The organism is Streptomyces sp. NPDC029674 (assembly GCF_044903205.1).
Classification (GTDB): Bacteria; Actinomycetota; Actinomycetes; order Streptomycetales; family Streptomycetaceae; genus Streptomyces.
In genome coordinates, this window is the sequence record NZ_JBJDPY010000013.1 from 198,850 (window position 1) to 224,808 (window position 25,959).

Consider the following 25,959-nt stretch of genomic DNA (forward strand, 5'->3'; position numbering starts at 1 on the left):
CGACGAGAGTTGCACAGCACAGGCGATCAGATCGGGGCATCGTCGGTCAGCGAAGGCACGGCGCACGGACGCAGGACCATGAGCGATCCTTCCAAGGTCGCCACCACGGCAAAGGGGAACCGGTCAACCTCAAGACAGAGCGCAACGTCATCAGGATGGACTCCTTGACGCACCCCCTCCGCCAGCTCCGCGGCGGCGCGCGACTTGCCGGCGCGGTGGAGGAACTCGGCAGCATCCGCCCCGGCCCCGGTGGCCCTGCCAGCGATGTACTGAGCACAGGCCAGATCTTCGTCGGCCCGGCCGTCCTCGCCAGTGACCACGAACGTGACCCTTTGACTCTTACGCGTCCGCAAGAGCCGAGCCGTTGCCTCCGCCACTACGAAGCTGGCGCACAGCACCAGCGACGCCTCCTTGACCGCGAGGGCGCCGACTGTCCCGGCCGTGGTCTTCTGCACAACGGTTCGTCCGTGAAGGTCAACAGACCGCAGCAGGCCCGGCGAGTTGACCATGTCGAACCCGGGCGCGGGCGGCCCGTCCTTGAGCGCCGCCCAATCCGGGTGGCGAGCCTTGAGCGCCAGGGCCTCGTCCAGCGACTCAGCAAGAACGATCTTCTCCGCCCCCCGGGCAAAGGCCCAGGGGGCCACCGTAAAAGCACGCATGACGTCGACTACGACTGCCACGGACGGGGCTTCGACCAGCTCAGCGATGCCAAGGAAACGAGAGTCCATGCCGATCATGATCGTGGATGGCCAACTCGAAGCACCCGAACAGTGATACGCATCACAACGACGGTCTCGGAAGGCAACACCTCCGGCTGCTTGCGTCGCGAAAGTGGTCAGCACTTGGGTTGCTGCCTACTCAGCGGCTGAGCCGTCCCCTATGATCTCGATCATGGGCAATTTCTCCTGAGCGGTCCGCGACGGTCCACAGGCATCCGCCCGGCAGGTGCCGGGCCCCGTCAGCGTGCCCGCACGCTCACCTCAGGAGACACGACCACACCATGTCCGTTCACTCTGCCCGTTCCGCCCTGGACGATCGCATCGCACGCCTGCGACAGCTCGCCCACGCCGACACCCGGCTGGAGGGCGTACTGCTCTACGGCTCGTGGACCATGGGCGAGGCCGACGCCCATTCCGACATCGAGGCGTACCTCTACATCCAGGAAGACCACCTCGCCGACTTCGACGGCCCCGCCTTCCTGGCACAGCTCGCCCCGCTCAAGCTCTCCTACACCAACATGTACGGCATCCTCGCCGTCGTCTTCGACGACCTGATGCGCGGCGAGTTCCACCTCACCCCGGCCGGTCCCGGCATCGACGAAGTGCCCACCTGGCAAGGGATGGTGCACCTACCCCGCCCCGACGACGCCGTCCTGCTCGACCGCACCGGCCGGCTCACCCAGGCCGCCCGACAACTGGCCACCTTCCAGCCGCCCGAGCCGGTGACCACCGCCCAGCAGCTCACCGACGAGCTGACCAACTGGACGCTCATGCTCGCCCACGTCCTGGCCCGCGGCGAGATCGCCCGCGCCCACGCCCTGTTGCACACCGTCATCGCACCCCAGCAACTTCAGCTCTGCCGCCTGTTGCGCAACAGCACAGCCCACTGGCTCACCCCCAGCCGCGCGCTCGAACAGGACCTGCCCGACACTGACCGCCATCGCTACACATCCACAACGGCTACCGCTCGCGAGCAGGACGTGCGCACGGCGGCACGCAACAGCTGGCGCTGGAGCCGTGACCTGGCCGCCGAGGCCGCCGACCGCTGGACCATCCACCTGCCGCATGAACTCCACGAACAGATCAGCAGCCGCCTGAACGACCCTCGCTGACCCCATCCGGCTGGGGCCACCGGACTCAGTCAGCGGCCCCAGCCGGTGCTTGTATGTTGCGTAGGCGTGACACCGGAAGGCACTGTCCGCGCAGAGGCGTGTTCTGCCCGAACTGCTGCGTAACCGCCAGGGGAGCATCAAGCGAGCGTAGGGACCATCCGGGCGTTCAAGGGCGGCCAGGACCGGACGAAGCCCCGACTGGGGCAGGACGGGCAGGACGGGCAGGACGGGCAGGACGGGCAGGACGGGCAGGACGGGCAGGACGGGCAGGACGGGCAGTAAAGACCACTTGATCACCGATGCCACGACCGGGGAATCCGGTTGCCTGGATTGCCGGCCCGTCCGCAGACTCACGATCATGATGCCTCACGCACGCCGTCTGGTCCTCGAACGCTTCCGGTGGATCGGCGGCCACGCTGACATCTGGCAGATCTTCCGTGACCCTGGGACGCTCGCCGCGGTGGTCCTGCGGATTGGCTGGGCCGTTCCGGGAAGGCGGCGTCACGGCCGTCTGCGGCATCGAGTCGCGGGGATTCCTGCTCGGCGCGGCAGCGGCCGTTGAGCTCGGGGTCGGTTTCGTCGCGGTACGCAAGGGCGAGGGGGTCTTCCCGGGGGAGAAGGTCACCCGACGCAGCGCCCCCGACTACCGGGGCACTCGCCAGGAGCTGCGTCTGCAGCGGGCGGCGGTGGGCCCCGGCGACCGGGTGCTGCTGGTCGACGACTGGATCGAGACGGGCAGCCAGGCATCGGCTGTGCGGTCGATGGTCGCGGAGTGCGGCGGGCAGTGGGCCGGTTGCTCCGTCGTCGTAGACCAGACGGTCCCGGCGCGGCGGGCGGACCTGGGCGTCCGCAGGATCGTCACCGCCGCCGAACTTCCGGCTTGGGATGAAAGGTCCTGAGACGTGTCCGTTTAGCCGATTGGTTTAGCCGATTGGCCAGTTGGCCAGTTGGCCGGGTGTGTCTCTCCGCCAGTGTGACTGAGCGTTTCGGTTGGCCCTGCGCGCTTTTCTTGGCCCGCTCGAGCATGGTGGCCGGCCTGGGGGATGGGCGCGCGGGTGGCGCCGGGTTCACGTTTCGGTGGCGGACGTCGCTGATGTCCGGTGGGAGGTCGCCGGAGCTGCCGGCAGCTTTCGCAGCGCACGGATGGGGGAGTAGAAGACCGGGAGGAAGGCGCCGGCCAGGCACGCCGCGCCTGCCCACACGACGATGCGTACGTTCGCGGCCTCACCAATGAGGCCGCCCAGGGCGGAGCCGATGGCCAGGGCGCCGGTGAGCAGGAAGCGGAAGGTGGCGTTCATGCGGCCGAGCAGCGGGTCCGGGGTCAGGTGCTGGCGCAAGGTGACGCCGAGGACGTTGTCGATGCCCGTCTTTGTCATGGCGGCCAGCCACCCGGCACCGGCCACCCACAGCCACGGGCCGGTGTCGACCAGTGCGATGGCCGGCGCGGCGGGTGCGAACCACAGTCCGGCCAGGGCCAGGGTGCGGCCGTGGCCGAGGCGGGCGGCGAGGGGGCGGGCGAGGCGGGCACCGAGCAGGATGCCCAGGCCGCCGGCTGCCCAGTACAGGCCGAGTGCTGCGGCGGGCAGGTGCAGTTCGCGGGTGAACAGCACCGGCAGCATGGCGTTGATCATCTGTGCGCCGAGGTTGCTGAGGGTCGCGGTGAGCGCCAGGGGCCGCAGTTCGCGCGTGCCGAGGACGTGGCGCAGCCCTTCTGTGATCTCGGTCCGTAGCCGTCGCTTGGCGGTCGAGGTTTTTGTGCGAGCGTGGTGACGGGCGATACCGGTGAGGCTGCAGGCGGAAGCGAGGTAGGCGAGGGCGCCGCCGAGAATCGCCAAGGGTGCCGTGAGGAGTTGGACCATGAAGCCGCCGGCGCCGCGGCCGGCGATGTTGGCGCCGGCCATCAGGCTGACGATGGCGGCGTTCGCCGGCACCAGGCGCTCGCGGCCGACCAGTTCGGGCAGGACGCTCTGAGAGCCGACGTCGAAGAACACGGTGGCACAGCCGGTCAGCAGCACCACTGCGTACAGCTGCGGCAGCGAGAGCACGCCCAGCCACCAGGCCAGCGGAATCGAGGCGAGCAACACCGCGCGAGCGGCGTCGGCGGCCACCAGCAGGCGGCGTCCGGACAGGCGGTCCACCCACACGCCCGCGGGCAGCCCGATGAGCAGGAAGGCGGCGGTGGACAGCGCAGCCAGCGCACCGGCCTGGCCGGGGCCGGCGTCGAGCGTGGTGACGGCGAGCAGCGGTATCGCCACATAACCGACGTTGCTGCCGAGGTGGCTGAGGGCACTTGCGGCAAAGAGCGTGCGGAAGGCGCCCACGCGCCACGGGGAATCTGGGGCTTCGGTCATGCGGCGTACGGTGCGCGACCCTGTGCGGCTCTCCATAAAGATTTACGCTGAGCTAAATGATCGAGATCGAATTCGCCATGGAGGACGTGGCCCGCACCCGCTTCGCGATCTCCCCGCTGTGGGAGGTGGTGGCAAGCGTCCGTGTCCTCAAGAGTGCGGACGCGCACGGCCTGCATCACGCCTGGGCAGACCAGGTACGCCCGCGGCTGGCGGCGGCCGGCCTCGACCTGAGCCCGCTGTTCGACCTCGTCCCGATGCCCGTTCGCTCGCCCTGGGCCGGCCGCATCCCGGGGTTCATCTGCCCGCCGCCCACGACGCCGCTGCCGTCGCTGGACATTGAGCTGGCCACGGTGCGGGCCATGCCGCCGGCCCTTCTGCACACCACGGCCGAGGTACCGGAATCACGGATGGCGGCTCTGCGCGGCAATCCGGCCGCCGAGCTCGCGCGGCTGGCAGAGGCGATCGAGGCGTACTGGGAGCTGGCGCTGGCCCCGTACTGGTCACGCATCCTCACCCTGCTGGAGGGCGACATCCGCTACCGCGCCGACCGCCTGGTCACCGGCGGCGCGCAGCACCTGTTCACCGACCTCGACCCGCAGGTCAACTGGGCTCAAGGCACCCTGCACCTGGAACACCGCACCGTGCGCGGAGCACGTCGGCTCGACGGCCGGGGCCTGCTGCTGGTGCCCTCCGCCTTCGTCTGGCCACGCGTCTTCTCCGTGCTCAACGAACCGTGGCAGCCCTCGCTGCGCTATCCACCCCGCGCCGTCGGCACGCTCTGGCACACCCGGCCCGCGACCGTCCCCAACGCCCTGACGGGGGTGCTGGGCCGCTCCCGCGCGGTGATCCTGACCGAGCTGACCGCCCCCGCGTCCACCACCGAACTCGCCCGCCGCACCGGCCTGACCCCCGGCGGCACCTCCCAGCACCTCACCGCCCTGCGGAACGCCGGGCTGGTCAGCGCCCACCGCGCAGGCAGGCAGGTCCTGTACGCACGCACCCAAGCCGGTCAGACAGTGACAGAGGCCGCCGAGTCGGGCTCACCTCCATCCGCTGCGGCCACGCCCCGGTCCCCACAGACTGCGAGCGCACCTCAAGGGGCCAACCGTGATGCTCAGCCGGGCCACCAACTCAACCGCTCAGTGGCCAACTGAAGGCCATAGAGGAAGAGAACCAGCTCAAACTGAACGAGGCGACGCAGGTGTTCCGCGAGGTGACCTCGAGGCCGGGCGTCACCCGATGGCTCCTGGACCGCCAGGAGGAGCTGTTCGGCAGGGACCTTGGCGTGCGGGACTACTCGGCTCTCGTGGCCGCCGTCGCTGGTGCTGTTGCGCCCGCTTCCGCCGCGCGCAACGCCCACTTCGGTACGGCGTGGCCGTGGCCTACTGACGAGCCTCCGGCGAGACCGCCGCCGACGACTTCGAACCGCGGCGCGACCTGATCGCTGATATCCGCGCGCTGCGGCTGACGGTGTATGACGTAGCCGCGGGTGATGATGGCCCATCTGCGCCGTCGACGTGCTTGCACAGCGGCGTGCAGCCCGTGGGCGGTGACCACGGAGTACACCTGTACGCGGGCGCAACCAGAAGTGACCGCTTGTAGGTTGACTGAATGTCTGATCAGAGCGAGATGAAGCAGATCACTGGGGTGTGGGACCGGCTTACTGGTTGGCTGGCCGAGTATGCGCCTGCCTCGTATGCTTCGCTGCTTCCCCCGGCGACCGCGGACACTGTCACTGCCGCGGAGGCCCGTCTGATGCATGTGCTCGACTTCGGCTTCCCGCCCGAGCTGAAAGCTCTGTGGCAGGTGTGTGGCGGTGTCCGGAAGGTCGATGTGCCGGGCAATGAGGACGGTGAGCTGTGGGCGGGCAAGTTCCTGCCCGGGGGGATCTTCCTCGGTCCCGAAGTCTCGCTCTGGCAGCGTCTGCGCTTCGGTCCGGGCGAGGACGATCCGTGGGAGGGGGCCGACTTCGTGTCGTTTCTCGATGCCGAGGAGCCAAGTGGCGCAGGCGAGTTCGGCATGTACGTCTCATGGTCGACGGATCCGACCCTGCAAGGTGTTGGGGAATGGTCGACCACGACGGGCCCGGCTCTGTCGCCCCCGGCCTGGCCGTCCGTGGCCGCCTATCTGGAGGCGGTCTGTGAGCTGCTTCAGACCGGCGGTGGGCCCCTGCTGGAAACGGCTGACCGGCAACAACCGGTGCTGTCACTGGGGTGCTTGGTATGGATCGATCCCGAGGATGGCCTGGAGGTTTCCTGGCGGCCTGTCCATCCGTGAGATGAGCCGGTGCGGGCCCGCCGGCATCGACAACATTCTCAAGCAGGTCGCGGCGGACGACGTATTCACCGACACTGACCTCGCCGACCTCCATCAGAAGATCGTCCGCGACGTCACCCAGACCCTCATGTTCGGAGCAGTTCCCAGCCCGGCCGGACGTCTGCCGACCGTCCACGAACAGACCGCGGCAGCATGCCTGGACAAGCTCTCCACCCAGGCTCTGCACCACCCGGACGCCGCCGGCCATTTCTCCCAGCTCGCCACCCGATGCCCCGACAACCCGACGGCGCCCTGTTCATCGCCTGCCTGCTCAGCCTGGCTGGGTGCTGCGACGGCACCGAATGGCTCGCTGCGGACCCGCAGGTGCCACAGCGCAGTCCCCTGCAGTGGCATGCCGCACTGCAATGCCTGACCGCCGGAGACGTGGACGGCGCCCGCCACCGGGCCGATACCGAACTCGTCCACAAGGACGTCGGCGCCCGCTCAGTGGTCAACACTTTCCAGCTCGCTCTGGCCCTTACCGTCGCTGGCGATGCCCCCACACTCGAATGCTCGGGGGATCGAAGGAGAGTCCGCGGCAGAGGGCTACCGATTGCCGTCCGCGGCCGTTCGGAAGTCGGCCACGAGCTGGTGCGCGTACTCATCCTCAGGACCTAGAAATTCAACCGCTTCATTGGCCTCTTGAAGCCGGCCGTTTCCGCACAGCAACTTCACGAGGTGATACAGGGCATGACTGTCGCCGGCCTCAGCACGGTGGCGCAACGCTGTGTCCATCCCACGCTCGTGAAGCGATCTGTTGAGACGCCGACGCGCGTGGACGTCTGTGTCCGCGAGCTTGGTGAGCTGGGCGAATCGCCCGGCACGGACGAGCAGATCCATGTGCCACAGATGATTGTCGTGCGCGTGGAAATCGGTGGAGGAGTAGCACTCGGCACGAGCGCTCACCAGCGAGATAGCTACATCCCAATCACTGATCTCTTCCGCCGCTCGTACCTGCTCGCGCCATTCCACAGGGCGAGTATCGCGTAACGCTTCCCTCAACGACACCGAGAATCTGCATCAGCGAGCATCCTCGGTCAGACTTTGGAGAAACGTCTCTGAACTCCCGTGGGTGTCCTCGCCGTTGATGAGTTGGGATCCTTGGCCTCCGGCCGGGTGGAGGAGGGCGCGTGAGTGTCGAGGAGTCGTGGGGCAAGATCGAACGCTGGATAGCCCAGCTGCGTCACAACGGCTCAGGCCTGACCGTGATTCTCCCGCCCGGGTTCACGCTCCTCAGCGTCGAGGACATCCTTGAGAAGCGTGCGACCTGGTTGAAGTACGCAGCACCGGATGACTGCAACCTGGCGGAAGGAGACAAACCCTTCCTCGTCCCGTTCGCGGCGTTGAGCGTTATCCAGCTTCTGGTCGACATCAGGACAGGTCGTATCGGCGAGTGGGACATCGAGCAGGGCTTCTTCTGGGAACGTGATCCCCTCTGGCGCTCCTTCATCAGTGCGCTGGGCTTCGTCGGGGATTTGCTGGCCTCGCCACCTCCTTGGATCGCGGTACTGCCGGGCGACGACGAGTGGGAAGTAACCGACAGGCACCCGGATCTCCCCGGGACGCTCGTATGGACCGAAGACCCCGTCGACTGACCCCCAACCGGCCTGGAGGCAGACCCCCGAGTACCGCTCTCATCGCCGCGAGATCCCTTGCCGGGGGACGAGCGGGTAGACGGCATGTGATCACACCGACGGCACTACCGAAGCGGGGCGGGGAAGGGCGGCTGTCAGGTGCAGGAACGCCTTCGCCCAGTCCACAATTGGCTGATTGCTAGCCTCATCGGGGTGTGCGGGGTCTGAGAACGTTGCGGGACCACACCCCCTGTGACACTGGATTGGAGCGGGTATGGCGGATCTCAGCTCTAGGCACACACCGCGTGTCTCCAAAATTCTTAGTGCGGCTGATTTACTGGCCCAAGGCATGGGGCACGATCACGTTGGTGCCGAGCACATCTTTCTAGCGATCCTGTCGGACACTGAAGCTATGCCAACCCAGATTCTCGCCGAACACCTTTCCCCTCAGCAAGTGATCGCTTCCCTTGAAGCGCAGATGAACTCGCCGGAGTACCTGGGAGCTACGGAGCCGACCGACGATATTGGTCCGCCGGAATAGGCCGCCGCCTAATGCCTGGTAGACCTGCATTTCATTCCTGCAGGCACGAACGGAATCGGCGGAGCAGTTCGAGTGCGGCCGAGCTCTCCGCGTCGAAGGTCTGGCCTTGTTGCTCGGCAGGAAGATCCGGCCCCCAAAGGCGGGCACCGTGACAGCGGAAGCAGAAGGCGATCTCGAAGAGCTGATCGGTGGAGTCGTGCGCCCGGACACCCCAGCCCGGGAGGAAGCAGCGGTACAGCTCACTGCCTGGTAGGTCGGTGATCAGAGACAGGGCCTGCTGGGCTTGGTCACCCTCCCAGATTGCGGCAGTGTCGCCCGCCAGGTCCTCCGAATTGAGGTGCCTGACGGGATCGGTGATGCGGACGACCTCTATGAGTTCGGTCTTCCCCTGAGCAGGCGGCAGCAACATGCCCCCAGAGTCTCCGATCACGATCTCGCTGACCAGGAGGGCCTGCAGGCAAAAGTTTCGGAGCCTCAGATGGGGAGGCGGCGGTAGCGGATGAGGGCTGCGGCGATACCCCGGCGAAGGTGAAAAATGCTTGGGCCTGCGTTCGCTGGTCCTCGACGGGCTCACCCCTGTCCCGGACTGGCGCAACCGCGCTGCCGGCGACACCAGCTGGTGGTCGACCACATCGACCTGGCCGGGTCACGCTGCGAGCTGCGATGGAGGCGGCCCAGAAGAACGGCAGCAGCCAGAAGGCGAAAGCCGGTCCGTACGGTGCGGCGCAACGGGTGCGCGCCGATGGGTCTCGGAGCGGCGATCGGCGCGCTGGTCACCGAGCGGGCCTGGGAGCTCCCGGCCGCCGGCGCCACGCTGCGGGACCGGTGGGCTGCCCTCGCCCGCAGTTCACCGGGTACGTCGTTGCCGTGTCCTACGCCCCGGGCTCCGGCCGACTCGCCGTGTGCCCGGAGTCGACGGCCTGGGCGACGAAAGCCCGGCTAGAGCAGCCCCGGATCATCGCGGCCGCCAACCAGGCGGCGGGCCGCACCGTTGTGAGCTCCCTGTGGATCCTGCCCCGGCGCCGTGCCTGCCCCCAGTCCGACCGATGCTGTCCCGGCAGACCCGGTCCCGGCAGCGCCCACCGGGCCCGCGAGGACCCGAAGACGGCGTGGGAGGGCTACCGCCGAGCACTCGCCGCCCACCAGGAGGTCGCGCCACCGCGCTGGGTGGACCCGGGCAGGGCGAAGGCGGTGGACGCCAGACTGTCGCGCTGCGGGAACGCAGACGCCGCACATTCTCTGAGACCGATGCTGGCGTTCCGGCGACGCGCTGACCCCGTTTGATGGCGCCCGTTCCGAGCATCGCTGCCGTGCTGAGGTGCCCCGCGCGGCCGCGCTGTGCGGGGCCTGGCAAGAGCGCGTTGGCCGGGAGCGGGACGAGGACCAGCGTCCGGAAAGCGGCTGTACTGCGGAGCACGGGCCGCTTGTCGTCCATATCGACCTTACCGGTGTCCACGGGCTGTTCAACCTCGTCCAAGACGGCCTCGATCGGGCCACGTTCTGGGGCACCAGGTCGGCTTCGCTCTCGTCGAACTGGCGGCCGCCCAGACCGGGAACGGTGCGGCCGGACGAAACGCTCATCCTGGCGCCAGCCGGGCCATGCCAATCTCAGCGGCACTTTCTGTACCGCAACTACACACGAAGGCGCTTCCACTGGCGGCTCCGCCGCCGAGCCGGCGCTCAGCCGAATCGCTGTGGAGACATGTATCGCAACCTCAAGGCAGCGAAAAGCCTGTGGGCCAGTCCGCGACGTCGACTGGCGGGGGCCGAGGCCGGAAAAGCGGAGGCGCGGTCCAAATAGATGAAGAACAACCTGAATGCGTCGCTCGCAGGCAACTACGTGCCGCAGACCTGGGACACACTGCGACGGACCTGTCATGCTCGCAGCCACCTGAGCAGAGTCGGCAAGAAGCCGCCGTGTCCTGAGAAATGACCGCTCATCGCAACCGTCCGTACTGCCTATCGCCGCGACCGGGTCCCGCAACACCGGCCCGACGCCGAAGGAGGCGAGACATTCCATGCCGCGTATCCAGACTCCCGCTTCCGTCGCGGAGTGACATCCGTAGAGACCCGCACAGCCACCCACAGACGGGATCTGCGGCGCTGGCTCAGGCGCCGGTTGCTCGTTCCGAGCGGGGTCGGGCGCGCAGGGCGGGCAGCCGGGCGCAGTCGTCCGCTCCGGCCAGGCTTTGGCCGAGGGCCAGGAGCGAGAGGAGCCGCACCGGCCGACCGGCCGTGGCAGCTGCCTCCAGCTTGTGGTGACCGTCGAGCAGGAAGTGGGTCAAGCCCCAGTGCACGGAGGGATCATCTCCCAGGTCCAGGGCGGGCTGGCACACGTCCAGCGTGGAGATCGCCACCGCGGTGGGGACCGATCCCTGTTCCATGAGCGCGACGTATTCCTCGATACGCTCCCGCTCGTTCCACGTCGGGGGAACCATGGGCACGACGAACTCGTAGAGGTGGGCGTCCGCGTCCACGGCGGTCTCGAAGGTTCGGTAGTACGGGGTGTGCGGGTACTCCGGCAGGCCCCAGAACTGATCGACCCCCCACGTCAGGACCTGTTCATGACTGAAGTAGTCGCCCTCCTGGCCCGGGACGACCAGCCGGGGTTCCACGTCCAGGAGCAGCGGAAGGTACTCATCCTCCGGCAGCAACGCACCGAACGCCTCAAGCACGCCGCCGCCGTCCGGATCGCCCAGTGGGCCGGTGAGCCGTTCCTGCATGCTCTCCAGGGACAACTTCTCCCGCGCGCCCTCCAGCCGGCGGAACAGCAACGGGCACGTTCCGCAGTAGAAGCTGAGCTCGAAGGCGGGCTCGTCATCGACCATGAGCAAGCGGCGCCGCGGCCCGCCGCCGATCTCCTGCAGTTCCGTGTCGAAGTGCAACCGCGCCTGGGAGGCGGGCAGGCCGAGGCGACGGGGATTCCCCGTTTTGATCATCACGGGCCGACCGTACGGGATGCCGTGGAGCGGCTCCACCGACTGCTGAGCGCGTATCGCTCAGCCGGACGGGCCAACTGAAGCGCCCAGTCACACACACGGCTATCGACCATGACAAGAGTCCGCTGCGGACGGCAGACCAGGCTGCCGTCCGCCGACGCATCGCCGACGCCCTACGCTGCAGCCCGTACATCTTCTTCGCCGCCCCGGCCGAGCCCGGCGACGAAGTGTGGTCTACCCCTGGGCTTCACCAGTACTGGATCATCACCTTGGTGAGGATGATGACTCCCACCCCGAGGATGCCGAGAGCCAGGACCGTCCCGAACATGTCCTTGCCCGGCTGGGGCTCGGAGGCGGTGGCCTTGTCCGGTTCAGCGTCCGCGTAGTACACACGTGTCTCGTCGCCCGCCTCGCGGCTTGACGGGCCACCCGACTCCTTGAATCGGACGGCCAGGCCGTCCGCCGTCGTGAAGTCGTATTCGTGCCACTGGATGCGCCGCGGAACGTTGTTGACCATTTGGGTGGTGATCCAGGCACGCACCACGCGCGCTTGCGCGGTGAGTCCGCTCTCCCAGGCAGTACGTCGTTCCCGTGTTCGGCGCACGATCGTGTAGGCGGCCCAACATGCCAGCACGATGAGCAGCGGGAAGAGTATGTGGAAGACGAAATCCATGTGGTACGTACCCCCGTACGTGAGGAAAGGGAACCACCGGCGCCGCGACGGCAGCTGATCACGGCACACGCGGACCCTATACGAGCGAGCCCGGAACATGACATCTGGACGTGGACCGGAAAGCCGGGCTGCACCGACGCAGTGGGGGTTCCGGGCCTGGAACGCCGATCAGTGGCTCGTCGAAGTGCCGTCGTTGACGAAGCCGGGCAGGTTCACGGGTTACGCAATCACCGAAAGGAGTGGGTGGGCGCGAAGGCGCGTTGCTCGTCGAACGGCTACTGGCCTGGAGACAGGGCCGACGCCGGCATCGTGCCAGTCGGCGTGTCCGCGTCGGCGGTGGTATCGGGCTTTCGCTCCAAATGAGGCGGCGTACGCAGCAGTTCAGAGTGCCCCTCAGGTAGTGGCCGCTGATCCACCCTTGGCCCGCCGTCGTGATGGGCGCTGACCGAGCTTTGGCTTTCGCGTCGGCCGCCGCAGCTCTCGTTTCTCGCCGGTCTGGTGACACCGCGAAACGATCTTTCGAAGCTGTCTCGCCGTTGTACAACACTCTTGAGACGAGGGGCTCACGCTCACCGCGATGGCGCCGCGGTGCGCCGGCCGGGCTTCGGCGGTCCGGAAGTCGCCTGCCGAGGCGTTCGGGACGATACGCATATAAGTGGCCAAGAGGGCGGAGAATGGTAAGGGCGGTTGGCGGCAGATCGCTCCGTGACGATTTATGAGGCCTGGCAAGAACCGCTGGGTGTAGCAGCGGAAGATCTCCAACAAGGTGTCCACCTGGCAGATGCTGACCGGTGAGGTGCACTGGGCCGGCTACAACTACCGGGACCTTGGCCACGTTCGCCTGCGGCGAGGGAGACGATGCAGGATGGCAGCTACCGTCAGAGGGGTCTTGCATGTAGTGGCCATACCTGGTCACCAAGTGTGCTCTGGCGGAGATGCTGTCAGTCAGCCGCTATGCCAGCGGCTCTCGTTGGGCCGAACCACCGGGCCATCTGCCAGATGCGCTCGGTACCCCTCGTCGACACGGGAGAGTTCGGCTGAGAGCCACGAGCACTCGGGCAGTCCAGCTTGGCAGGGCAGCCCTGGCTGGCCCGGGGGGACGCCGGAAGAAATGATCCTGAAGTAGCTCCGGGCATGGTCACTGAGCCGCTGGGGCCGTCGCAGGACATGGAGGTGTGTGCTGCGCTTCGGTGCCGGGTATATCTCTGGGCTCCGTGGAACTGGTAGTGGGCGACGGCGCGACACATCGCGTCGGCGATGTTGCCCCTGCCTCAGGCGACCTGAGTGTGGAGTGGCGTCCAGGAATCCGGAGCGGCGGACCTCGCATTCGTCGTAACCCAAGTCGGTGACGAGCCCCGGGACAAAGCAGAGGTTCGCTCCATGCTCCGGAACGCCGCCTCACTGGGGACCTTCTGGCTCTTCGTCGGATTCGGCCAAGGCAAGCTCGCCTTCTGCAGAGATCTCAACGCCGTGGGAGCCGGGCTTCGCCGTCCTTCGGCTCCCGCACCTGCTGTCGGAACAGTCTGGGCCCGGTCGGGGTCGCAGAGGCACGCGCTGTCCTCCGCGTCACCCTCGGAAAGATGAGGCCCCGATGAGGTCCCCGCAGTGGAGGGCACCTCCCTGGCCAGTGAGGATCGAAGCCATGGATATTCGGCAGTTGGAGTACTTCCTGGCCGTCGTCGACCGCGGCGGTTTCAACCGGGCCGCTTCGGCGCTGTACGTGTCGCAGCCGTCGTTGTCGCAGGCTGTGCGTGCGCTGGAGCGTGATCTGGGTACGGAGCTGTTCCATCGGATCGGGCGCCGCGCGGTGCTGACGGAGGCAGGCCGGGCGTTGATCGAACCGGCCCGTGCGGCGGTGCGGAGCCTGGAGGTCGCCCGGGCGAGCGTGGCGTCCGTGCACGAACTGCGGGAGGGGCGCCTCGATGTGGCGTCGATGCCGTCCCAGGCCGTCGAGCCCCTGACGTCGTTGATCCGCTCCTTCGCCCGGCGTCATCCGGGCGTGACGGTGGCGGTCAAGGCTGTCTTCACGGCTCGGGACGTCGTCGGCGCGGTACGGACAGGGGCCGCCGAGCTCGGCCTGCTGGCGACGGCCGGGAGGGTGCCGGACACGGAGGTCCGCGCGCATGTGCTGGGGGAGCAGCGGTTCGTGCTGGTGGTACCGCCGGGCGGGCCCTTCGCCGGCCGGAAAGCGGTGGCGTGCGAGGAACTGGCGGGCCAGCGGCTGATCGTGGGACAGCCCGGGACGGGGATGCGGGCGTACGTCGACTCCCTGCGCGACCAGGGCATCGACTTCAGTGTGGCGGCGGAGACGGAGCACCGGGTCGCGTTGCTGCCGCTGGTGCTGGCCGGGGTCGGGCTCGCGGTCGTGACGGAATCCTGGCGGGAGATCGCCCGGCGGACGGGGGCCGAGGTGCTGGACATCGAACCCGCGACCGCGCTGAATATTGCCCTGATCAGCCGCCGGGGCGTCCTGTCCCCGGCGGCCGCCGCCTTCCGCGCGATTGCCGTCCCCACCGGCACCGACTGATAGACGGCTACCGACTGATGGACGCCACTGAGCGATAGGCGACCACTGAACTGATAGGCGGCCGCTATAAGGGAGATCCGGTTTCGGTCTTGGACGTCTGCCCGGGCGCGTTGCTGGAATCGAAGGCATGACGAACCACCGCATCGCCCTCATCCCCGGTGACGGCATCGGCACCGAAGTACTGCCTCCCGCGCAGCAGGTACTCGACGTCCTCGGCCGCCGGCACGGCTTCACCCTCTCCTATACGTCCTACGACGACTGGTCGTGCGAGCGGTATCTGCGCGAGGGCGCCATGATGCCCGCCGACGGCCTCGCCCAGCTGCGCGACAAGGACGCCATCCTGCTGGGCGCGGTGGGCCATCCCGCGGTGCCCGACCACGTCTCGCTGTGGGGACTGCTGATCCCGATCCGCCGCGGCTTCCGCCAGTACGTCAACCTGCGGCCCATCCGAGTCTTCGAGGGCATCGACAGTCCGGTGCGAGGGGCGCGGGCCGGCGAGGTCGACTTCGTCGTCGTCAGGGAGAACGTGGAAGGCGAGTACAGCGAGGCCGGCGGGCGGCTCAACCGCGGGTTCCCGGACGAGATGGCCGTACAGGAGGCCGTGTTCACCCGGGCCGGCGTCACACGCGTGCTGGATTACGCCTTCAACCTCGCCGAGCAGCGCGAGGGCCGGCTGACCTCGGCCACCAAGTCGAACGGCATCGTGCACACCATGCCGTTCTGGGACGAGCTCGTCGCCGAGCGGGCCGCCTCGTTCCCGCAGGTCAGCTGGGACCAGGAGCACATCGACGCGCTCGCGGCCAAGTTCGTCCTCGAACCGGCCCGCTTCGACGTCGTGGTCGGCTCCAACCTCTTCGGTGACATCCTCAGTGACCTCGCCGCCGCGGTGGCCGGGTCCATCGGTGTCGCCCCGGCGGCCAACCTCAACCCCGAGCGGGAGTTCCCCTCGATGTTCGAGCCGGTGCACGGCTCCGCCCCCGACATCGCCGGCCAGGGCATCGCCAATCCGCTGGGCGCGATCTGGTCGGCCGCCATGATGCTCGATCACCTCGGCCATCCGGAAGCGGCCGGGGACATCACCGATGCGATGGCCGCGGTCCTGGCCAAGACAGACGTACGCACCCGGGACCTGGGCGGCACTGCCTCCACGGCCGAGTTCACCGACAAGCTCCTCGAACTCCTCTGAGCCCGCACGCTCTCTTGAGCCTGCACCCTCTCTTGAGCCTGCACACTCTCTTGATCCTGCGCCCTCGCCGCGGTCGGCACGGACGACGCCGCCCCCGCCCCCCCCAGGCGCCCCCGACCCTCCAAGCGCTCGCGCACCTTCTGTTCCCGAGCCGCGCTCGCCCACCGGCGCTCCCGTCCCCGAGCCGGCCCTCCCGTCCCCGAGCCGGCGCTCCCGTCCCCGAGCCGGCGCTCCCGTCCCCGAGCCGGCGCTCCCGTCCCCGAGCCGGCCCTCCCGTCCCCGAGCCGGCCCTCCCGTCCCCGAGCCGGCCCTCCCGCCCCCGAGGACCCTTCCGCGTCCCGGTTGCGCCCCGTTCCTCAACGAGGAGAAACGCCATGGCAGCATCCGCCCCGCCGCCCGCAGCCCCCGCTCCACCCCAGGCCGAAGCGGCCAGGAAGCCTTGGTACCGGCAGCTGTACTTCTGGGTCCTGACCGCCATCGTCACCGGTGTCCTCACCGGCTGGCTGTGGCCCTCGGTCGGCACCGCGATGGAACCCGTCGGCACCACCTTCGTCGCCGCGATCAAGATGCTGATCACGCCGATCGTGTTCGTGACCATCGTGGCCGGCATCGGCGGCGTCGACAGCCTCGGCCGGGTGGGCCGGGTCGGTCTGAAGTCCCTGCTGTACTTCCAGGCCGGCACCCTCGCCGCCCTGCTCATCGGCCTCGTCGCGGTCAACGTCTTCCAGCCCGGAGCCGGCGTCCACGCCCACCCCGGAGACCTCCAGCTGACAGGAGACGCCGGTCAGTACGTCAAAGACGGCGAAGGCCAGTCCTGGTGGCACTTCCTGACCGACCTCGTGCCCACCAGCGCCGTCGGCGCCTTCGCCGAGGGCAACATTCTCCAGGTCCTCTTCTTCTCGGTCCTCTTCGGCATCGCCCTCAAGGCCGTCGGCCCCGTCGGCGAGCCTCTCGTCGACGGCATCCAGCGCCTCAGCGCCGTCGTCTTCAAGATCCTGCACTACGTCATGCTGGCCGCGCCCGTGGGTGCCTTCGGCGCGATGGCCTTCACCATCGGCAAGTACGGCTTCTCCACCCTGACCAGCCTCGGCCGGCTCATCGGGCTCTTCTACGGCACCTCGGCGTTCTTCGTGATCGTCGTCCTCGGCGCGGTGACCGCCGCACTCAGGATCAGCATCTTCCGGCTACTGCGCTACCTGCGCGAGGAGTTCGTCCTCGTCCTGGGCACCTCGTCCTCCGAGAGCGCCCTGCCCCGGCTGATGCAGAAACTCGAAGGGCTCGGTATCCGTCGCGACATCGTCGGCCTAACCGTCCCCACCGGCTACTCCTTCAACCTCGACGGCAGCTCCATCTACCTCTCCCTGGCCGCCATCTACATCGCCCAGGCGACCGACACCCCCCTGAGCATCGGCCAGCAGCTGGGCCTGCTGGCCGTCATGATCCTCACCTCCAAGGGATCCGGCGGCATCACCGGCGCCGGGTTCATCGCCCTCGCCGCCACGCTCTCCACCGTCGGCACCATTCCCGCCGCCGGCATCATGCTCATCTTCGGCATCGACAAGTTCATGTCCGAATGCCGCGCCCTGACCAACCTCGCCGGCAACGCGGTCGCCACCCTCGTCGTCGCCCGCTGGGAAAACGCCCTCGACACCTCCCACGTCAACAAGGTGCTGCGCACCGGAAAACCCCAGCCCCCGCCGCCCACACAGGAACAGACAGCAGCCGACCTGTCGACACAACTGCCGACGCAAGCCTGACCACCAGCCTTCGACTTGTCACCCGCCACGACCTGCAGGACATCCTCACCGCAACTGGCCGAGCAACTGCGCGGCCCGGCGCGCGCACCTCCTCCCGGCTTCCGGGTGACGCTGCGGCTCTCACTCACGCAAGGGGGAGTGGGGTAGGACTGTCGCGACTGGGAGTACGGCCAGTCGGCTGCTGGTCCGTGAGCGAGAGGGCGCCGCGGGCTACGGAGGGGAGTTCGACACGGCCGGAACTTCCTACCCCCTACCGTTCTCCCCGGCAGGGGGCAGAAGAGGCCGGGACAGCACATTTCCCCTACGCCGGGCACGCATACGCCGGTGTTCCCTTCCCCGTGGCATGTCGGCTCTTCATCAGCAGCTTCTAAGTCTCAGAAGGGGCCTACCCCACCTCTGAGTGAGAACGGGTTCTGCGAACGAACCCGGGCTCGGCGGAATCCAAAGACCCAGCGTGCCCACAGCCAGCCTCACGTGGGTGAGGAACGTGGTGCGTGCGCGACCAGATTGGAGGGGCCGGTGGTATGGGCAATGAAGGCGAGTTCGTCGTGGCGGTACAGCGTGAGAGCGACCTCGTCGAGATGGGCCGGAGTGACCGCCATCCACAGCAGGACTCCGGTACTGCCTCCCAGTAGTGCGGAGTCGATCTCGACGTCTTAGAAGATTGCTCCGCAGTCGCGGAGACTGTCCAAGCGCCGCGACACCGTGGCAGCAAGAGGTGGACGGAGACTGCGGTGAGGCCGATGCTGGGCGGCAGCTCATGCAGGAGCAGGGAGTGACTAGTGACCATGCGCCTTCTTCGGCGTCGCGTACACGATCCCCTGACCGCCAGCTCTGAACCAGCAAGAGCCTGTCAGTTGGCTCCGAGGCCTGCTCACACCCTCACCGGCTGCCTGCGCTTGACGGAACGTCGCTCCGGAGGAAGATCCCCGAGCTCTAAGTGGACGTTGAGTCCGTCTCTGGTAGGGCCTCGTCCGGGTTGGGAGAAAGTCTTGGCGACTGGCCGGGCGCCCGTGCATGCCCCTCAGCAGCCGGAGTGAGGTCATGCTGGGACAAGGCCATCGCGCACCTCTCATCCTTCCAGGAGAGTGACGCGATGGCCCCCAGCAACAGGGCCTACGTCAAGATCCCTGCTCCATCACCCGGCGGGACGGCATCGGGCCTGCCGGCAGTCCGGGGTCGATCACCACCAGGAACCGCACCTGCCGGCGCGGCTGTCGCAGATCCGGAAGTACACCTTGTCACGGTCGTTGTAGCTGCCTGAGTACGAGGAGTTGTAGACCGTGCCGTCCTCATACCGTTGCAGGTAGCTGTACGAGGGCAGGGTTGACGGGCCGTTCGTCCGCCATTTGCCGTCGTAGTCATTGCCGTCCCAGACCCAGGTCTTGCACAGCGGCAGGTTGCCACCGGACGGTCCCGGCAGTTTGGTGCACGCCTCCGCCGCCGACGCCGACGACGCAAACCCCACCGATGTTGCCGCAATGACAGTGGCCGTGAGACCGATTTGCGCAATTATTCGCTTCAAGTCGCATCCCCTTGTCTTCTCGTCAGGGCTCCGAAGTCCCTGATCCAATTCAACGACCGGGAGCATCTCCGACGTCCGATTTCGGCGAGAAGGGTGAGCATCGTTGGCGTGTGTTCGCAAAGATACTCAATCCGCTCGCGAGTGCACTCGACATCGTACGTCGGCAGTCCGCGCGATTCCTTTCGCCGGCGGATCCGCTCAATGGACTTAACGCCCTCTGAATGAATCGCCAGCCAACAGAGGAGTCGCGCGAGTACTGAGCGCAGCAATGGAACGAACTCGCATCGATTCCCCCGCGATGGTCGGTTGCGACTCACAGGCTACGAAGACCGAGCCTTGGGCGCGTCCCACAAGGGGTTGACCCGGAAGTACCACGCTGGTTTGCTCCCACGGGAGCTACAACCAGTGCAGTACAGCGGAAGCGGTGCAGTTCCTGTCGAGGGCTGTCTGAACTGGGGTAATGCCGACGCAACCGCGACGATCAGAGCGAACGGCCTTATCCAGAAGCTGGAAAGGTGGATCAAGGAGCAGGTCAACGGCACGTTGATGTTGCACCGGTGCCTGGCCCGCAAGTACGAGCATCGAACCCAAGACATACGCCCGCGTGTCTACGGAGTCTCCATCGCGCATATGGCCCGCCGCCTCACCGCACCCGCACTGGCTGCCGGGCGCGGCACCAACTCCAGTTGGCCGCGTGAACATCGCCAACGTTCCGGCCAGCCTCCAGGCCCGGCACGACGAGACCACAGCCCGGGCAGGCGAACGACGCCAACACGATGCGCACTTGACTCCCGCCTGCCGAGACCGAACTGCGACTCGCGGACCTGGTCACCGTGTTCCAAGGAGGAGCCAGAGTGGAAAACGGTCGAGCGACAGTCGAACCCATCGAGCAGGCCAGGTCGAGGGTGCCGTTCGCCACGTAGAAAGCGAAGAGTCGGGAACGGTCCGCCCCGTGCAGCGCTCCCTTTCCAACGTCAAGCACTCATCGGATGATCGGTCCCATGATGCTCTGTTCTTCCTCTGTCCGGCTGTGGTTGCTTCCCAACGCTGTCCTGCTCGTCGTGTTGTCGATTTGGGGTGCGCTCCGCTACCCACACCTGCCGGGGCGGATACCGAAGCACATCGGGGTCGACGGAGTGGACGCCTGGACGGACAAGTCGATCGGCGGCGCGTTCGTGCTGGTCTTCTTGTACGCGGGAATGACAGTTCTGATGGCCGGCTGTGCGGAGCTGACGCTGCGGCTGACACCACGCGACGAGTTGTCGGACGCCAACGCCGCACCCTTCCCTTCAGCACGGGCGACATCGTCCCTGCTGAACAGGCCCGGCAGCCGGGCCTCAGCGTGCCGGATCGCACGTGCCCTGTTGCTGTTCAACACCTGCATCGGCATTTCCTTCCTCGTGGGCTGCGGAATGCTCTGGCGTTCGACGCCGGACCCGAACGTGCCCGCATGGCTCCTTGTGGCGATGATTCTGCCGCTCCTCGCCGGCACTGTGGTGACGGTCGTTGCGGCCATGAGCGACAGGAAGAAGTGAGCCCCCCTCGGGTCCCGGCTTCGTCCAGCGGATCGGGGCCCCGCACCTGAGCTTTAGGCACGCCTACAAGCCGACCCTGCCCGAGCAGAAGACCGTCCGCACCGCTGCACACACCGGCGCGCTCCTCTCCAACATGCGCAAGCACGGCCTCTTCGAGAACGGTGGCTCCACCGAGAGGGAGGGACAAGCTATGCAACCTGCCCCTCAAGGACCTTCAGGCTGCTTCCTACGAGCTGGGGCGCTCGGCGGGGGAGGGGGATGGAGCTCCACCGCACGCGGCGCGGGCTCCAGCGACGCCTCCCACCCGATGACCGCCAACGAAACCGTCATCGCCATGCTGCGCCCGAAGCCGAACATGGCCAGACTCGCCGACGACCCACCGCAAGGCCGCAGAGGTGAGTGTGCTGAACCACAATGCCCGCCGCGAGGCGTTCGACTTCACGTCACACTTGTGGGAGGACCTGTACGCGTGCCTGACCCGACGCGGTGGCACCCTGTTCGAGCTGACGGACGCGATGCTCTGTGAGGACAGGCCAGTGACTTCGCCGGTGGACCTGACGCTGCTGGCGCTGGCCGAACATCGACGCGGGCACGGCCGTTGTACGACGCCCTGAACTGCGGCCGCGTTGACGTGGAGCGGACGCGGACGCGCTTCGCTACGCCCTGGCGGTGCTGCCGCAGCCCAAGACGGCCGACAACCGGCTTGTCCTGGCGGTCGACGTAACCAACTGGCTGCGTCCAGATGCTCCGTGCAGCCCGGAGTGGCTGTTCTGCCATGCTTGCGGACGCAGCGGGCGGCCGCCGAAGCACGGCAAGGAGTTCCGCTTCGCCAGGTCCGGGACCTGGGACGAGCGCGACGCGGAGACGGTGCAGGGCACCGACCGCTACGGCACAGCCCAGGCCATAGCCTGGAACCGCATCCGCCCCCAGGCTCACCACCCGCTCGGCCTGAATCGACCACGACGGCGAACTCCCCATCATCGAGGCAACCCTCACCCGCCTCCAGGTGGACCAGATGCGAACGACCAGACGGTCGAGACCATCACCGAACGTAATCGCCTTAAAGGCCGTAAAGATCAGTAACAAGCTGAGCGCCTCCGCCGGGGCTATTGGAATAGGAGCTCTCGATGCCGGCTGACCGGCGTGCCACCAGGGCTCAGACGGTAGTTGTCAGTGCCCGTTGCTACGTTCAAGCCGTCTGAATCACTCACGCCAAGGAGCATCAGGTGGGATCTCAGCTCAACCCGTGCCTTGCCTTCAATGGGAACGCACGTCAGGCGATCGAGTTCTATCAGGACGTCCTGGGCGGCCAGCTGGAAATGGGCACCTACGCCGAATACGGCTCGCCGGACGTGCCTCACCCCGACAAGATCATGCACGCCACGCTCCGCACCTCGGACGGCTACACGCTGATGGCGTGGGACGTTCGGGAAGGGATGCCCCACACTCCAGGCAACAACGTCGCGGTCTTCCTCGGCGGTGACGACGCCAGACTCCGCGATTACTTCGAGAAGCTGTCCAACGGCGGCACCGTGACGCTGTCCCTGGAGAAGCAGTCATGGGGTGACGAGGCCGGCTCGCTCGTCGACCAGTTCGGGATCACCTGGATGGTCAACATCATCCAGCAGCCCGCTGCCCGGATAGATCACAGGGCAGCATCAACGTCCGATTCCGGGGTCAAAGGGCAAGCTGAGCAAGCTGAGTAAGACCCGCACGCATCGGAAACCCATCGCAGGCAGCAGCCGCTTCCTCGCCGCTGCCCGGCCCGTCCCTGGTTCAGCGGCGAGCCGGACGGGCGCAGCGCACGTTCCCGGAGGTGATCGCGTCCCGGGGCAAAGCGAGGCCGAAGGCCCGTTCCAGGCCTTCGAAGAACAGCGCGATGTTGTCCGTCCAGTTGCCTGCCTTCTCCGCGATGCGGAGGTGCAGGTTGAGGAAGGACAGCGGCGCTTCCGGGGCGAACGGCGCCTCCCCCGGGGTGTACCAGATGAGCTCGTACATGTCCCGCTGGTCTTCGTCGTCGTCCTCGATGGGGAAGGGATTCTGGTACACCCCGTCCTTGAAGTAGTCGAAGGTGTAAATGGCCTTGGCCATGGTCGCGCCGAGCGTGATCTGCTGCTCGGGAGGCGGGTCGAGGGAGCGCGAGAAGGCATGGTCGAAGTCGTGGTAGCCCAGCCACGTCCAGCCGTTCTCCTCCCCGAAGGCCAGCACGCGGGTGAGGTCGTCGGTGCCTTCCCGCGCGTCTTGCTCCTCGACCTGGTGGAGCAGCAGCCCGTCGGCGATGTCCTGCGCGTCGGCCCCGTAGGCGAGGGCGACGTCCTCGGCGGTCGGCCCCTTGATGAACACGAGTTTCGTGAAGGGCTGTTGGTCCCGCCAACTGTCGGCGATCCACGCCACGCCGTCGCCCACCGGCCCCTGGCGGGCGAGGAACTCCTCGAACGCGGCCACCTGCTTCGGGGGCATGTAGCCCTGGCGGGCCGTGCGCGCCCTGTCCTCCAGCCAGTCGAGCTCCGCCACGGACCTCAGCTCGGCCACGACCACCCGGTCCCGCACGAAGGTCATCCGCCCCCCGTCAGCGTGCACGTACCGGATGTACGGGCCCTGCGGGTCCGGGCCGAACGGGTGCCCCTGCCCCGATCCGGACCTGGGCCGGAATCGCGCTCCGCCCTGGGCCCGTTGGGCGAAGTGTTCCAGCTCGGCGAGTTCCGCCGCGGGCAGGAGCACACTCGTCGGCTCGCCACCGTCGACGACACACACCCGCTCGCCGGTCTCCTCGACGCGACCGACGAGACCCGCGAAGTCCGCTATGGCGTCGCTCAGTTCAACGTTGTCCATACGAGGGGACATTACTAGCGGCGATGCGGCGGCGCTCGACTCTCAAGCTCTTCACTTTTTGAGCGCCTTCATTCGCGCCAGTGCGTAAGTGCCCCCGCAGCCGAGTGAAAGGACATGGAATGAGCCAGTATTCGAAGCGTCTCAGTATTTACCTTGGCGGTTTGGTGATTCTAGGACTTATCTTCTGGCCGATCATGGTGTGGATGTCAGGTCTGGGGAAAGGGACCAGGTGGGTCGTAGGCGTACCCATGCTCATCGTTCTTTTCGGATACATGTTAATGGGTGGGGTATGGGCCAACCAAGGAAGTCGGCGGCCCTGACGATATGGCCGACTTGACGGGCTGGCAGGTAATGCGCCGTCGACATCAGGGAGTCGATGAGCAGGACTGCGAGCGCGCCAGGTAGATCCGAATGGGCAGGGTCTTGTGCCCGGCCCGGACCGGCTCTCCCCATCGCGTTGGCCGGGCGCCGCCGAGTGCGGCCTTCAGCTTGCGCACGAGCGTGGACTTGCCGATGCCGCCCACGCCATGGAAGACGACCAGAGGGGTACAAGGGGGGGGAATGCACCTGGTAGAAGAATGTGGAGGTGGTGATGGCGGAGCTAGCAGCTCCGGGTGGGGGGCCCGACCGTCCCGTCTGGGCTCAAGTAGCGTTCCTCGTTGCAGTGGTTGTTCCGGGGGTTATCTTCCTGTTGCGTCTGCGGCGCGGTCGAGGCAAGTGAAAGGTGCGCAGCTCAGTGCGGCGACCGAGGACGCCGATGGGTGACGCAGTCAGAGGTGCGCGGAACCTCTCGGCAATAGTGCTCGTGGGAGGGATCTGCGCATGCATTGCAGGGGCCATTTCCGGTGATGCGGTCCCGATCGCACTCGGGGCGATAGCCGTGGCGAGTGGAATGGTTCTCGCAATTCTTGCTCTCCTCGCCCACCGGAAGACCCGTTCCTGAACGGTCGCCCGCCCTCCACCCGAGCCATGAGAGGTGGCGGGCAAGCCCGCGTTCTGGGCCACCCGACCGACCCCGCGATCCGGTGGCCGGTGAACCGCCCGCCTGCCCACGGTCGTGGGCGCTGCCCGGGAAGACTGGTGCCGCTCACCAGAGTGGGGGGCAGCGCTCTGCGGGCCTACCGGCCGTATGCCTTTCACGGGCAGCCTGGACCGGGGAGGGCAGTGGGCTCCCGGGCAGAACGACCGCCATGGTGACGACACGGACCGTCTGGGCGTGGCGGGGAAGGCAGTCAATGAGCGTCGTGGAGCCGGCCGCGCCTGCCCCCCCAACGCGGTCAGGCCATTTCGACGTAGCGGTGGACCCTGTCGAAGCGCCGGGCCGCCACATCCCGGCGGCGGACCACCCAGTGGGCCATGCCGGAGTCCAGTTCCGTGACGTCCTCGCCGCACCTCCAACTGGCCAGGAGAGCCCAGTCGTCGGCGTCCTCTCCGTGAGCCGTACCGCCCTGCGCGGAGGGACCGGCATCTTCGGGGTCACGGGCGTCGTGGACGGGGTCGTTCTGGGGCGAGACCGGGTGGCCGCCGACCTGCAAGGCCCAGGCAGGACGGTGGCCGCCCACGTGTGCCCAGGCGTCGCTGAGTTCGTCGGCGAGTTCGAACTGCTCGTCCTCGGGGAAGCCGCCCCATCTGTCGAGGGCGAAGCTCTCCGGCATCTGCGCGCTCGGCTGGTGCCAGACCGTGCGGAGCTCGCGCGGCCGGTACGGTTCGCGCCAGCTGTGTTCGAGAGGGCTCCGGGTTGTCGGGGTCCCGGCGGGGACGTACAGCACCGCATCGGACACCTGTCCACCGATGCCAGGCATATCGGTGCCGGCGAAAAGGAGCAGGTGGCCGTCGGCGGGGAGCGGGAGGCCGGTGGCGTCCGGCGGCAGAGCCGCGAGGTCGACGGAGGCCACGAAGTGCTCGGACGGCCTCGGCAGGCCGTGCGGCAGCATGGGGTCGCCGCCGATCCGGGCCACGAGGGGACCGTCACCGCCCTCCGCCAAGTACGCTGCCGGACGGGCGACACGTATCCATTCCTCCACCTCCTCCGATGGCAGACCCTGGGATGCCGCCTCGGCCCGGAATCGGTTCGTTCTGTCCATACTCGCATCGGTCACCGGGCCACCCTAACGGGATCATGAGCGGGCAGCAGCGGGGCCGAACTCGCTTGAGGGCAAAGCTATTTGGCGCTACTGGCCTGTGAAGTGCGATGTCGGCAGGGGCTGAATGGGTGGTCGGCGCGATGGCTTTGTTCACGAGTTACGGTTCTGGCTCAGCTTCCATGCAGTGGCCACGGTGAGTGACGGCTGAGCGTCTCCGGACGTAGGTGAAGTCGCCCGAACATGGACGGTGGTCGGTGCCGCTTGGCAGACAATCCGGGCCGTGCAAGA

The 25,959-nt window shown here is 67.5% G+C and carries 22 protein-coding genes and 1 pseudogene; 14 read left to right on the forward strand and 9 right to left on the reverse strand.

Features of this window, described 5'->3' with window-relative positions; all coding sequences use genetic code 11:
* Positions 1-26: 26 nt before the first annotated feature.
* Positions 27-728 carry a 2-phosphosulfolactate phosphatase gene (locus ACI2L3_RS28985; protein ID WP_404755331.1) on the reverse strand — a complete coding sequence of 234 codons (702 nt, stop codon included), beginning with the start codon at positions 726-728 and terminating at the stop codon, positions 27-29.
* A gap of 272 nt (positions 729-1,000) precedes the next feature.
* Here ACI2L3_RS28985 and ACI2L3_RS28990 point away from each other — a divergent pair, with 272 nt between their 5' ends.
* Positions 1,001-1,831 carry a nucleotidyltransferase domain-containing protein gene (locus ACI2L3_RS28990; RefSeq protein WP_404755332.1) on the forward strand — a complete coding sequence of 277 codons (831 nt, stop codon included), beginning with the start codon at positions 1,001-1,003 and terminating at the stop codon, positions 1,829-1,831.
* A gap of 473 nt (positions 1,832-2,304) precedes the next feature.
* The gene (locus tag ACI2L3_RS28995; RefSeq protein ID WP_404755333.1) at positions 2,305-2,730 is read left to right on the forward strand and encodes a phosphoribosyltransferase family protein; all 426 of its coding nucleotides are present in this window, start codon (positions 2,305-2,307) and stop codon (positions 2,728-2,730) included.
* A 168-nt stretch (positions 2,731-2,898) separates the two neighbouring features.
* On the opposite strand, the gene ACI2L3_RS29000 is transcribed toward ACI2L3_RS28995, so the two are convergent.
* Complete coding sequence (locus tag ACI2L3_RS29000; RefSeq protein ID WP_404755334.1) at positions 2,899-4,182, reverse strand: MFS transporter; 1,284 nt, start codon at positions 4,180-4,182, stop codon at positions 2,899-2,901.
* A gap of 56 nt (positions 4,183-4,238) precedes the next feature.
* On the opposite strand from ACI2L3_RS29000, the gene ACI2L3_RS29005 reads away from it, so the two are divergent.
* The 3 genes from ACI2L3_RS29005 to ACI2L3_RS29015 all read left to right on the forward strand — a co-directional run bounded on the left by ACI2L3_RS29005 (position 4,239) and on the right by ACI2L3_RS29015 (position 6,871).
* Positions 4,239-5,336, forward strand: a complete 1,098-nt coding sequence (locus ACI2L3_RS29005) for a DUF5937 family protein (RefSeq protein WP_404755335.1) — start codon at positions 4,239-4,241, stop codon at positions 5,334-5,336.
* A 457-nt stretch (positions 5,337-5,793) separates the two neighbouring features.
* A complete protein-coding gene (locus ACI2L3_RS29010; RefSeq protein WP_404755336.1) occupies positions 5,794-6,459 on the forward strand; it encodes a hypothetical protein in 666 nt (221 codons plus the stop codon).
* The gene (locus ACI2L3_RS29015; RefSeq protein ID WP_404755337.1) at positions 6,422-6,871 is read left to right on the forward strand and encodes a hypothetical protein; all 450 of its coding nucleotides are present in this window, start codon (positions 6,422-6,424) and stop codon (positions 6,869-6,871) included. Before ACI2L3_RS29010 ends, ACI2L3_RS29015 begins: the two co-directional genes overlap by 38 nt.
* 173 nt (positions 6,872-7,044) lie before the next feature.
* On the opposite strand, the gene ACI2L3_RS29020 is transcribed toward ACI2L3_RS29015, so the two are convergent.
* Complete coding sequence (locus tag ACI2L3_RS29020) at positions 7,045-7,470, reverse strand: hypothetical protein (RefSeq protein WP_404755338.1); 426 nt, start codon at positions 7,468-7,470, stop codon at positions 7,045-7,047.
* Positions 7,471-7,628: 158 nt separating this feature from the next.
* Between ACI2L3_RS29020 and ACI2L3_RS29025 the strand changes: the two genes are divergently transcribed.
* Together ACI2L3_RS29025 and ACI2L3_RS29030 are read left to right on the forward strand one after the other, a co-directional pair.
* A complete protein-coding gene (locus ACI2L3_RS29025) occupies positions 7,629-8,093 on the forward strand; it encodes a hypothetical protein (protein ID WP_404755339.1) in 465 nt (154 codons plus the stop codon).
* 253 nt (positions 8,094-8,346) lie between these two features.
* Positions 8,347-8,613, forward strand: coding sequence for a Clp protease N-terminal domain-containing protein (locus tag ACI2L3_RS29030; RefSeq protein WP_404755340.1), 267 nt, complete (start codon positions 8,347-8,349; stop codon positions 8,611-8,613).
* A gap of 31 nt (positions 8,614-8,644) precedes the next feature.
* Here ACI2L3_RS29030 and ACI2L3_RS29035 read toward each other — a convergent pair whose 3' ends face one another.
* Positions 8,645-9,022: a hypothetical protein gene (locus ACI2L3_RS29035; protein ID WP_404755341.1), complete on the reverse strand. Its 378-nt coding sequence runs from the start codon at positions 9,020-9,022 to the stop codon at positions 8,645-8,647.
* Positions 9,023-9,276: 254 nt separating this feature from the next.
* Between ACI2L3_RS29035 and ACI2L3_RS29040 the strand changes: the two genes are divergently transcribed.
* Positions 9,277-9,897, forward strand: a complete 621-nt coding sequence (locus tag ACI2L3_RS29040) for a DciA family protein (protein ID WP_404755342.1) — start codon at positions 9,277-9,279, stop codon at positions 9,895-9,897.
* Between the two features lie 824 nt (positions 9,898-10,721).
* Here the strand turns inward: ACI2L3_RS29040 and ACI2L3_RS29045 are convergent.
* Both ACI2L3_RS29045 and ACI2L3_RS29050 read right to left on the reverse strand, forming a co-directional pair.
* Positions 10,722-11,552 carry a hypothetical protein gene (locus ACI2L3_RS29045; RefSeq protein WP_404755407.1) on the reverse strand — a complete coding sequence of 277 codons (831 nt, stop codon included), beginning with the start codon at positions 11,550-11,552 and terminating at the stop codon, positions 10,722-10,724.
* Positions 11,553-11,799: 247 nt separating this feature from the next.
* Positions 11,800-12,225, reverse strand: coding sequence for a DUF3592 domain-containing protein (locus ACI2L3_RS29050; RefSeq protein ID WP_404755343.1), 426 nt, complete (start codon positions 12,223-12,225; stop codon positions 11,800-11,802).
* A gap of 1,642 nt (positions 12,226-13,867) precedes the next feature.
* Between ACI2L3_RS29050 and ACI2L3_RS29055 the strand changes: the two genes are divergently transcribed.
* The 3 genes from ACI2L3_RS29055 (at position 13,868) to dctA (ending at position 17,695) form a co-directional block, all read left to right on the forward strand.
* Positions 13,868-14,752, forward strand: a complete 885-nt coding sequence (locus ACI2L3_RS29055; protein WP_404755344.1) for a LysR family transcriptional regulator — start codon at positions 13,868-13,870, stop codon at positions 14,750-14,752.
* A gap of 127 nt (positions 14,753-14,879) precedes the next feature.
* Positions 14,880-15,938, forward strand: a complete 1,059-nt coding sequence (locus ACI2L3_RS29060) for a tartrate dehydrogenase (RefSeq protein WP_404755345.1) — start codon at positions 14,880-14,882, stop codon at positions 15,936-15,938.
* Positions 15,939-16,312: 374 nt separating this feature from the next.
* A complete protein-coding gene (gene dctA, locus ACI2L3_RS29065) occupies positions 16,313-17,695 on the forward strand; it encodes a C4-dicarboxylate transporter DctA (RefSeq protein WP_404755346.1) in 1,383 nt (460 codons plus the stop codon).
* 1,183 nt (positions 17,696-18,878) lie between these two features.
* Here the strand turns inward: dctA and ACI2L3_RS29070 are convergent.
* A complete protein-coding gene (locus ACI2L3_RS29070; RefSeq protein WP_404755347.1) occupies positions 18,879-19,220 on the reverse strand; it encodes a hypothetical protein in 342 nt (113 codons plus the stop codon).
* 989 nt (positions 19,221-20,209) lie between these two features.
* Here ACI2L3_RS29070 and ACI2L3_RS29075 point away from each other — a divergent pair.
* The 3 genes and pseudogenes from ACI2L3_RS29075 to ACI2L3_RS29085 all read left to right on the forward strand — a co-directional run bounded on the left by ACI2L3_RS29075 (position 20,210) and on the right by ACI2L3_RS29085 (position 22,461).
* Positions 20,210-20,755, forward strand: a complete 546-nt coding sequence (locus ACI2L3_RS29075) for a DUF1648 domain-containing protein (protein WP_404755348.1) — start codon at positions 20,210-20,212, stop codon at positions 20,753-20,755.
* 395 nt (positions 20,756-21,150) lie between these two features.
* Positions 21,151-21,773, forward strand: a pseudogene (locus ACI2L3_RS29080) (transposase); the annotation flags it as partial.
* 208 nt (positions 21,774-21,981) lie between these two features.
* Entirely contained in the window at positions 21,982-22,461 is a 480-nt protein-coding gene (locus tag ACI2L3_RS29085) for a VOC family protein (RefSeq protein WP_404755349.1), read from the forward strand.
* 70 nt (positions 22,462-22,531) lie between these two features.
* Here ACI2L3_RS29085 and ACI2L3_RS29090 read toward each other — a convergent pair whose 3' ends face one another.
* Positions 22,532-23,587 carry a type II toxin-antitoxin system Phd/YefM family antitoxin gene (locus ACI2L3_RS29090; protein WP_404755350.1) on the reverse strand — a complete coding sequence of 352 codons (1,056 nt, stop codon included), beginning with the start codon at positions 23,585-23,587 and terminating at the stop codon, positions 22,532-22,534.
* A gap of 1,277 nt (positions 23,588-24,864) precedes the next feature.
* On the reverse strand, positions 24,865-25,545 hold the full coding sequence (locus tag ACI2L3_RS29095) for a DUF1963 domain-containing protein (protein WP_404755351.1): 681 nt from the start codon (positions 25,543-25,545) through the stop codon (positions 24,865-24,867).
* Positions 25,546-25,959: the final 414 nt, after the last annotated feature.

Bases quoted from the DNA above. Each gene is read 5' to 3' on its own strand.
- ACI2L3_RS29030 (WP_404755340.1), top strand. From the start codon at position 8,347: ATGGCGGATCTCAGCTCTAGGCACACACCGCGTGTCTCCAAAATTCTT.
- ACI2L3_RS29055 (WP_404755344.1), top strand. From the start codon at position 13,868: ATGGATATTCGGCAGTTGGAGTACTTCCTGGCCGTCGTCGACCGCGGC.
- ACI2L3_RS29075 (WP_404755348.1), top strand. From the start codon at position 20,210: ATGATCGGTCCCATGATGCTCTGTTCTTCCTCTGTCCGGCTGTGGTTG.
- ACI2L3_RS29035 (WP_404755341.1), bottom strand. From the start codon at position 9,022: ATGTTGCTGCCGCCTGCTCAGGGGAAGACCGAACTCATAGAGGTCGTC.
- ACI2L3_RS28985 (WP_404755331.1), bottom strand. From the start codon at position 728: ATGGACTCTCGTTTCCTTGGCATCGCTGAGCTGGTCGAAGCCCCGTCC.
- ACI2L3_RS29060 (WP_404755345.1), top strand. From the start codon at position 14,880: ATGACGAACCACCGCATCGCCCTCATCCCCGGTGACGGCATCGGCACC.
- ACI2L3_RS28990 (WP_404755332.1), top strand. From the start codon at position 1,001: ATGTCCGTTCACTCTGCCCGTTCCGCCCTGGACGATCGCATCGCACGC.
- ACI2L3_RS29010 (WP_404755336.1), top strand. From the start codon at position 5,794: ATGTCTGATCAGAGCGAGATGAAGCAGATCACTGGGGTGTGGGACCGG.
- ACI2L3_RS29000 (WP_404755334.1), bottom strand. From the start codon at position 4,182: ATGACCGAAGCCCCAGATTCCCCGTGGCGCGTGGGCGCCTTCCGCACG.
- dctA (WP_404755346.1), top strand. From the start codon at position 16,313: ATGGCAGCATCCGCCCCGCCGCCCGCAGCCCCCGCTCCACCCCAGGCC.
- ACI2L3_RS29015 (WP_404755337.1), top strand. From the start codon at position 6,422: ATGGCCTGGAGGTTTCCTGGCGGCCTGTCCATCCGTGAGATGAGCCGG.
- ACI2L3_RS29050 (WP_404755343.1), bottom strand. From the start codon at position 12,225: ATGGATTTCGTCTTCCACATACTCTTCCCGCTGCTCATCGTGCTGGCA.
- ACI2L3_RS29005 (WP_404755335.1), top strand. From the start codon at position 4,239: ATGATCGAGATCGAATTCGCCATGGAGGACGTGGCCCGCACCCGCTTC.
- ACI2L3_RS29090 (WP_404755350.1), bottom strand. From the start codon at position 23,587: ATGGACAACGTTGAACTGAGCGACGCCATAGCGGACTTCGCGGGTCTC.
- ACI2L3_RS29040 (WP_404755342.1), top strand. From the start codon at position 9,277: ATGGAGGCGGCCCAGAAGAACGGCAGCAGCCAGAAGGCGAAAGCCGGT.
- ACI2L3_RS29045 (WP_404755407.1), bottom strand. From the start codon at position 11,552: ATGATCAAAACGGGGAATCCCCGTCGCCTCGGCCTGCCCGCCTCCCAG.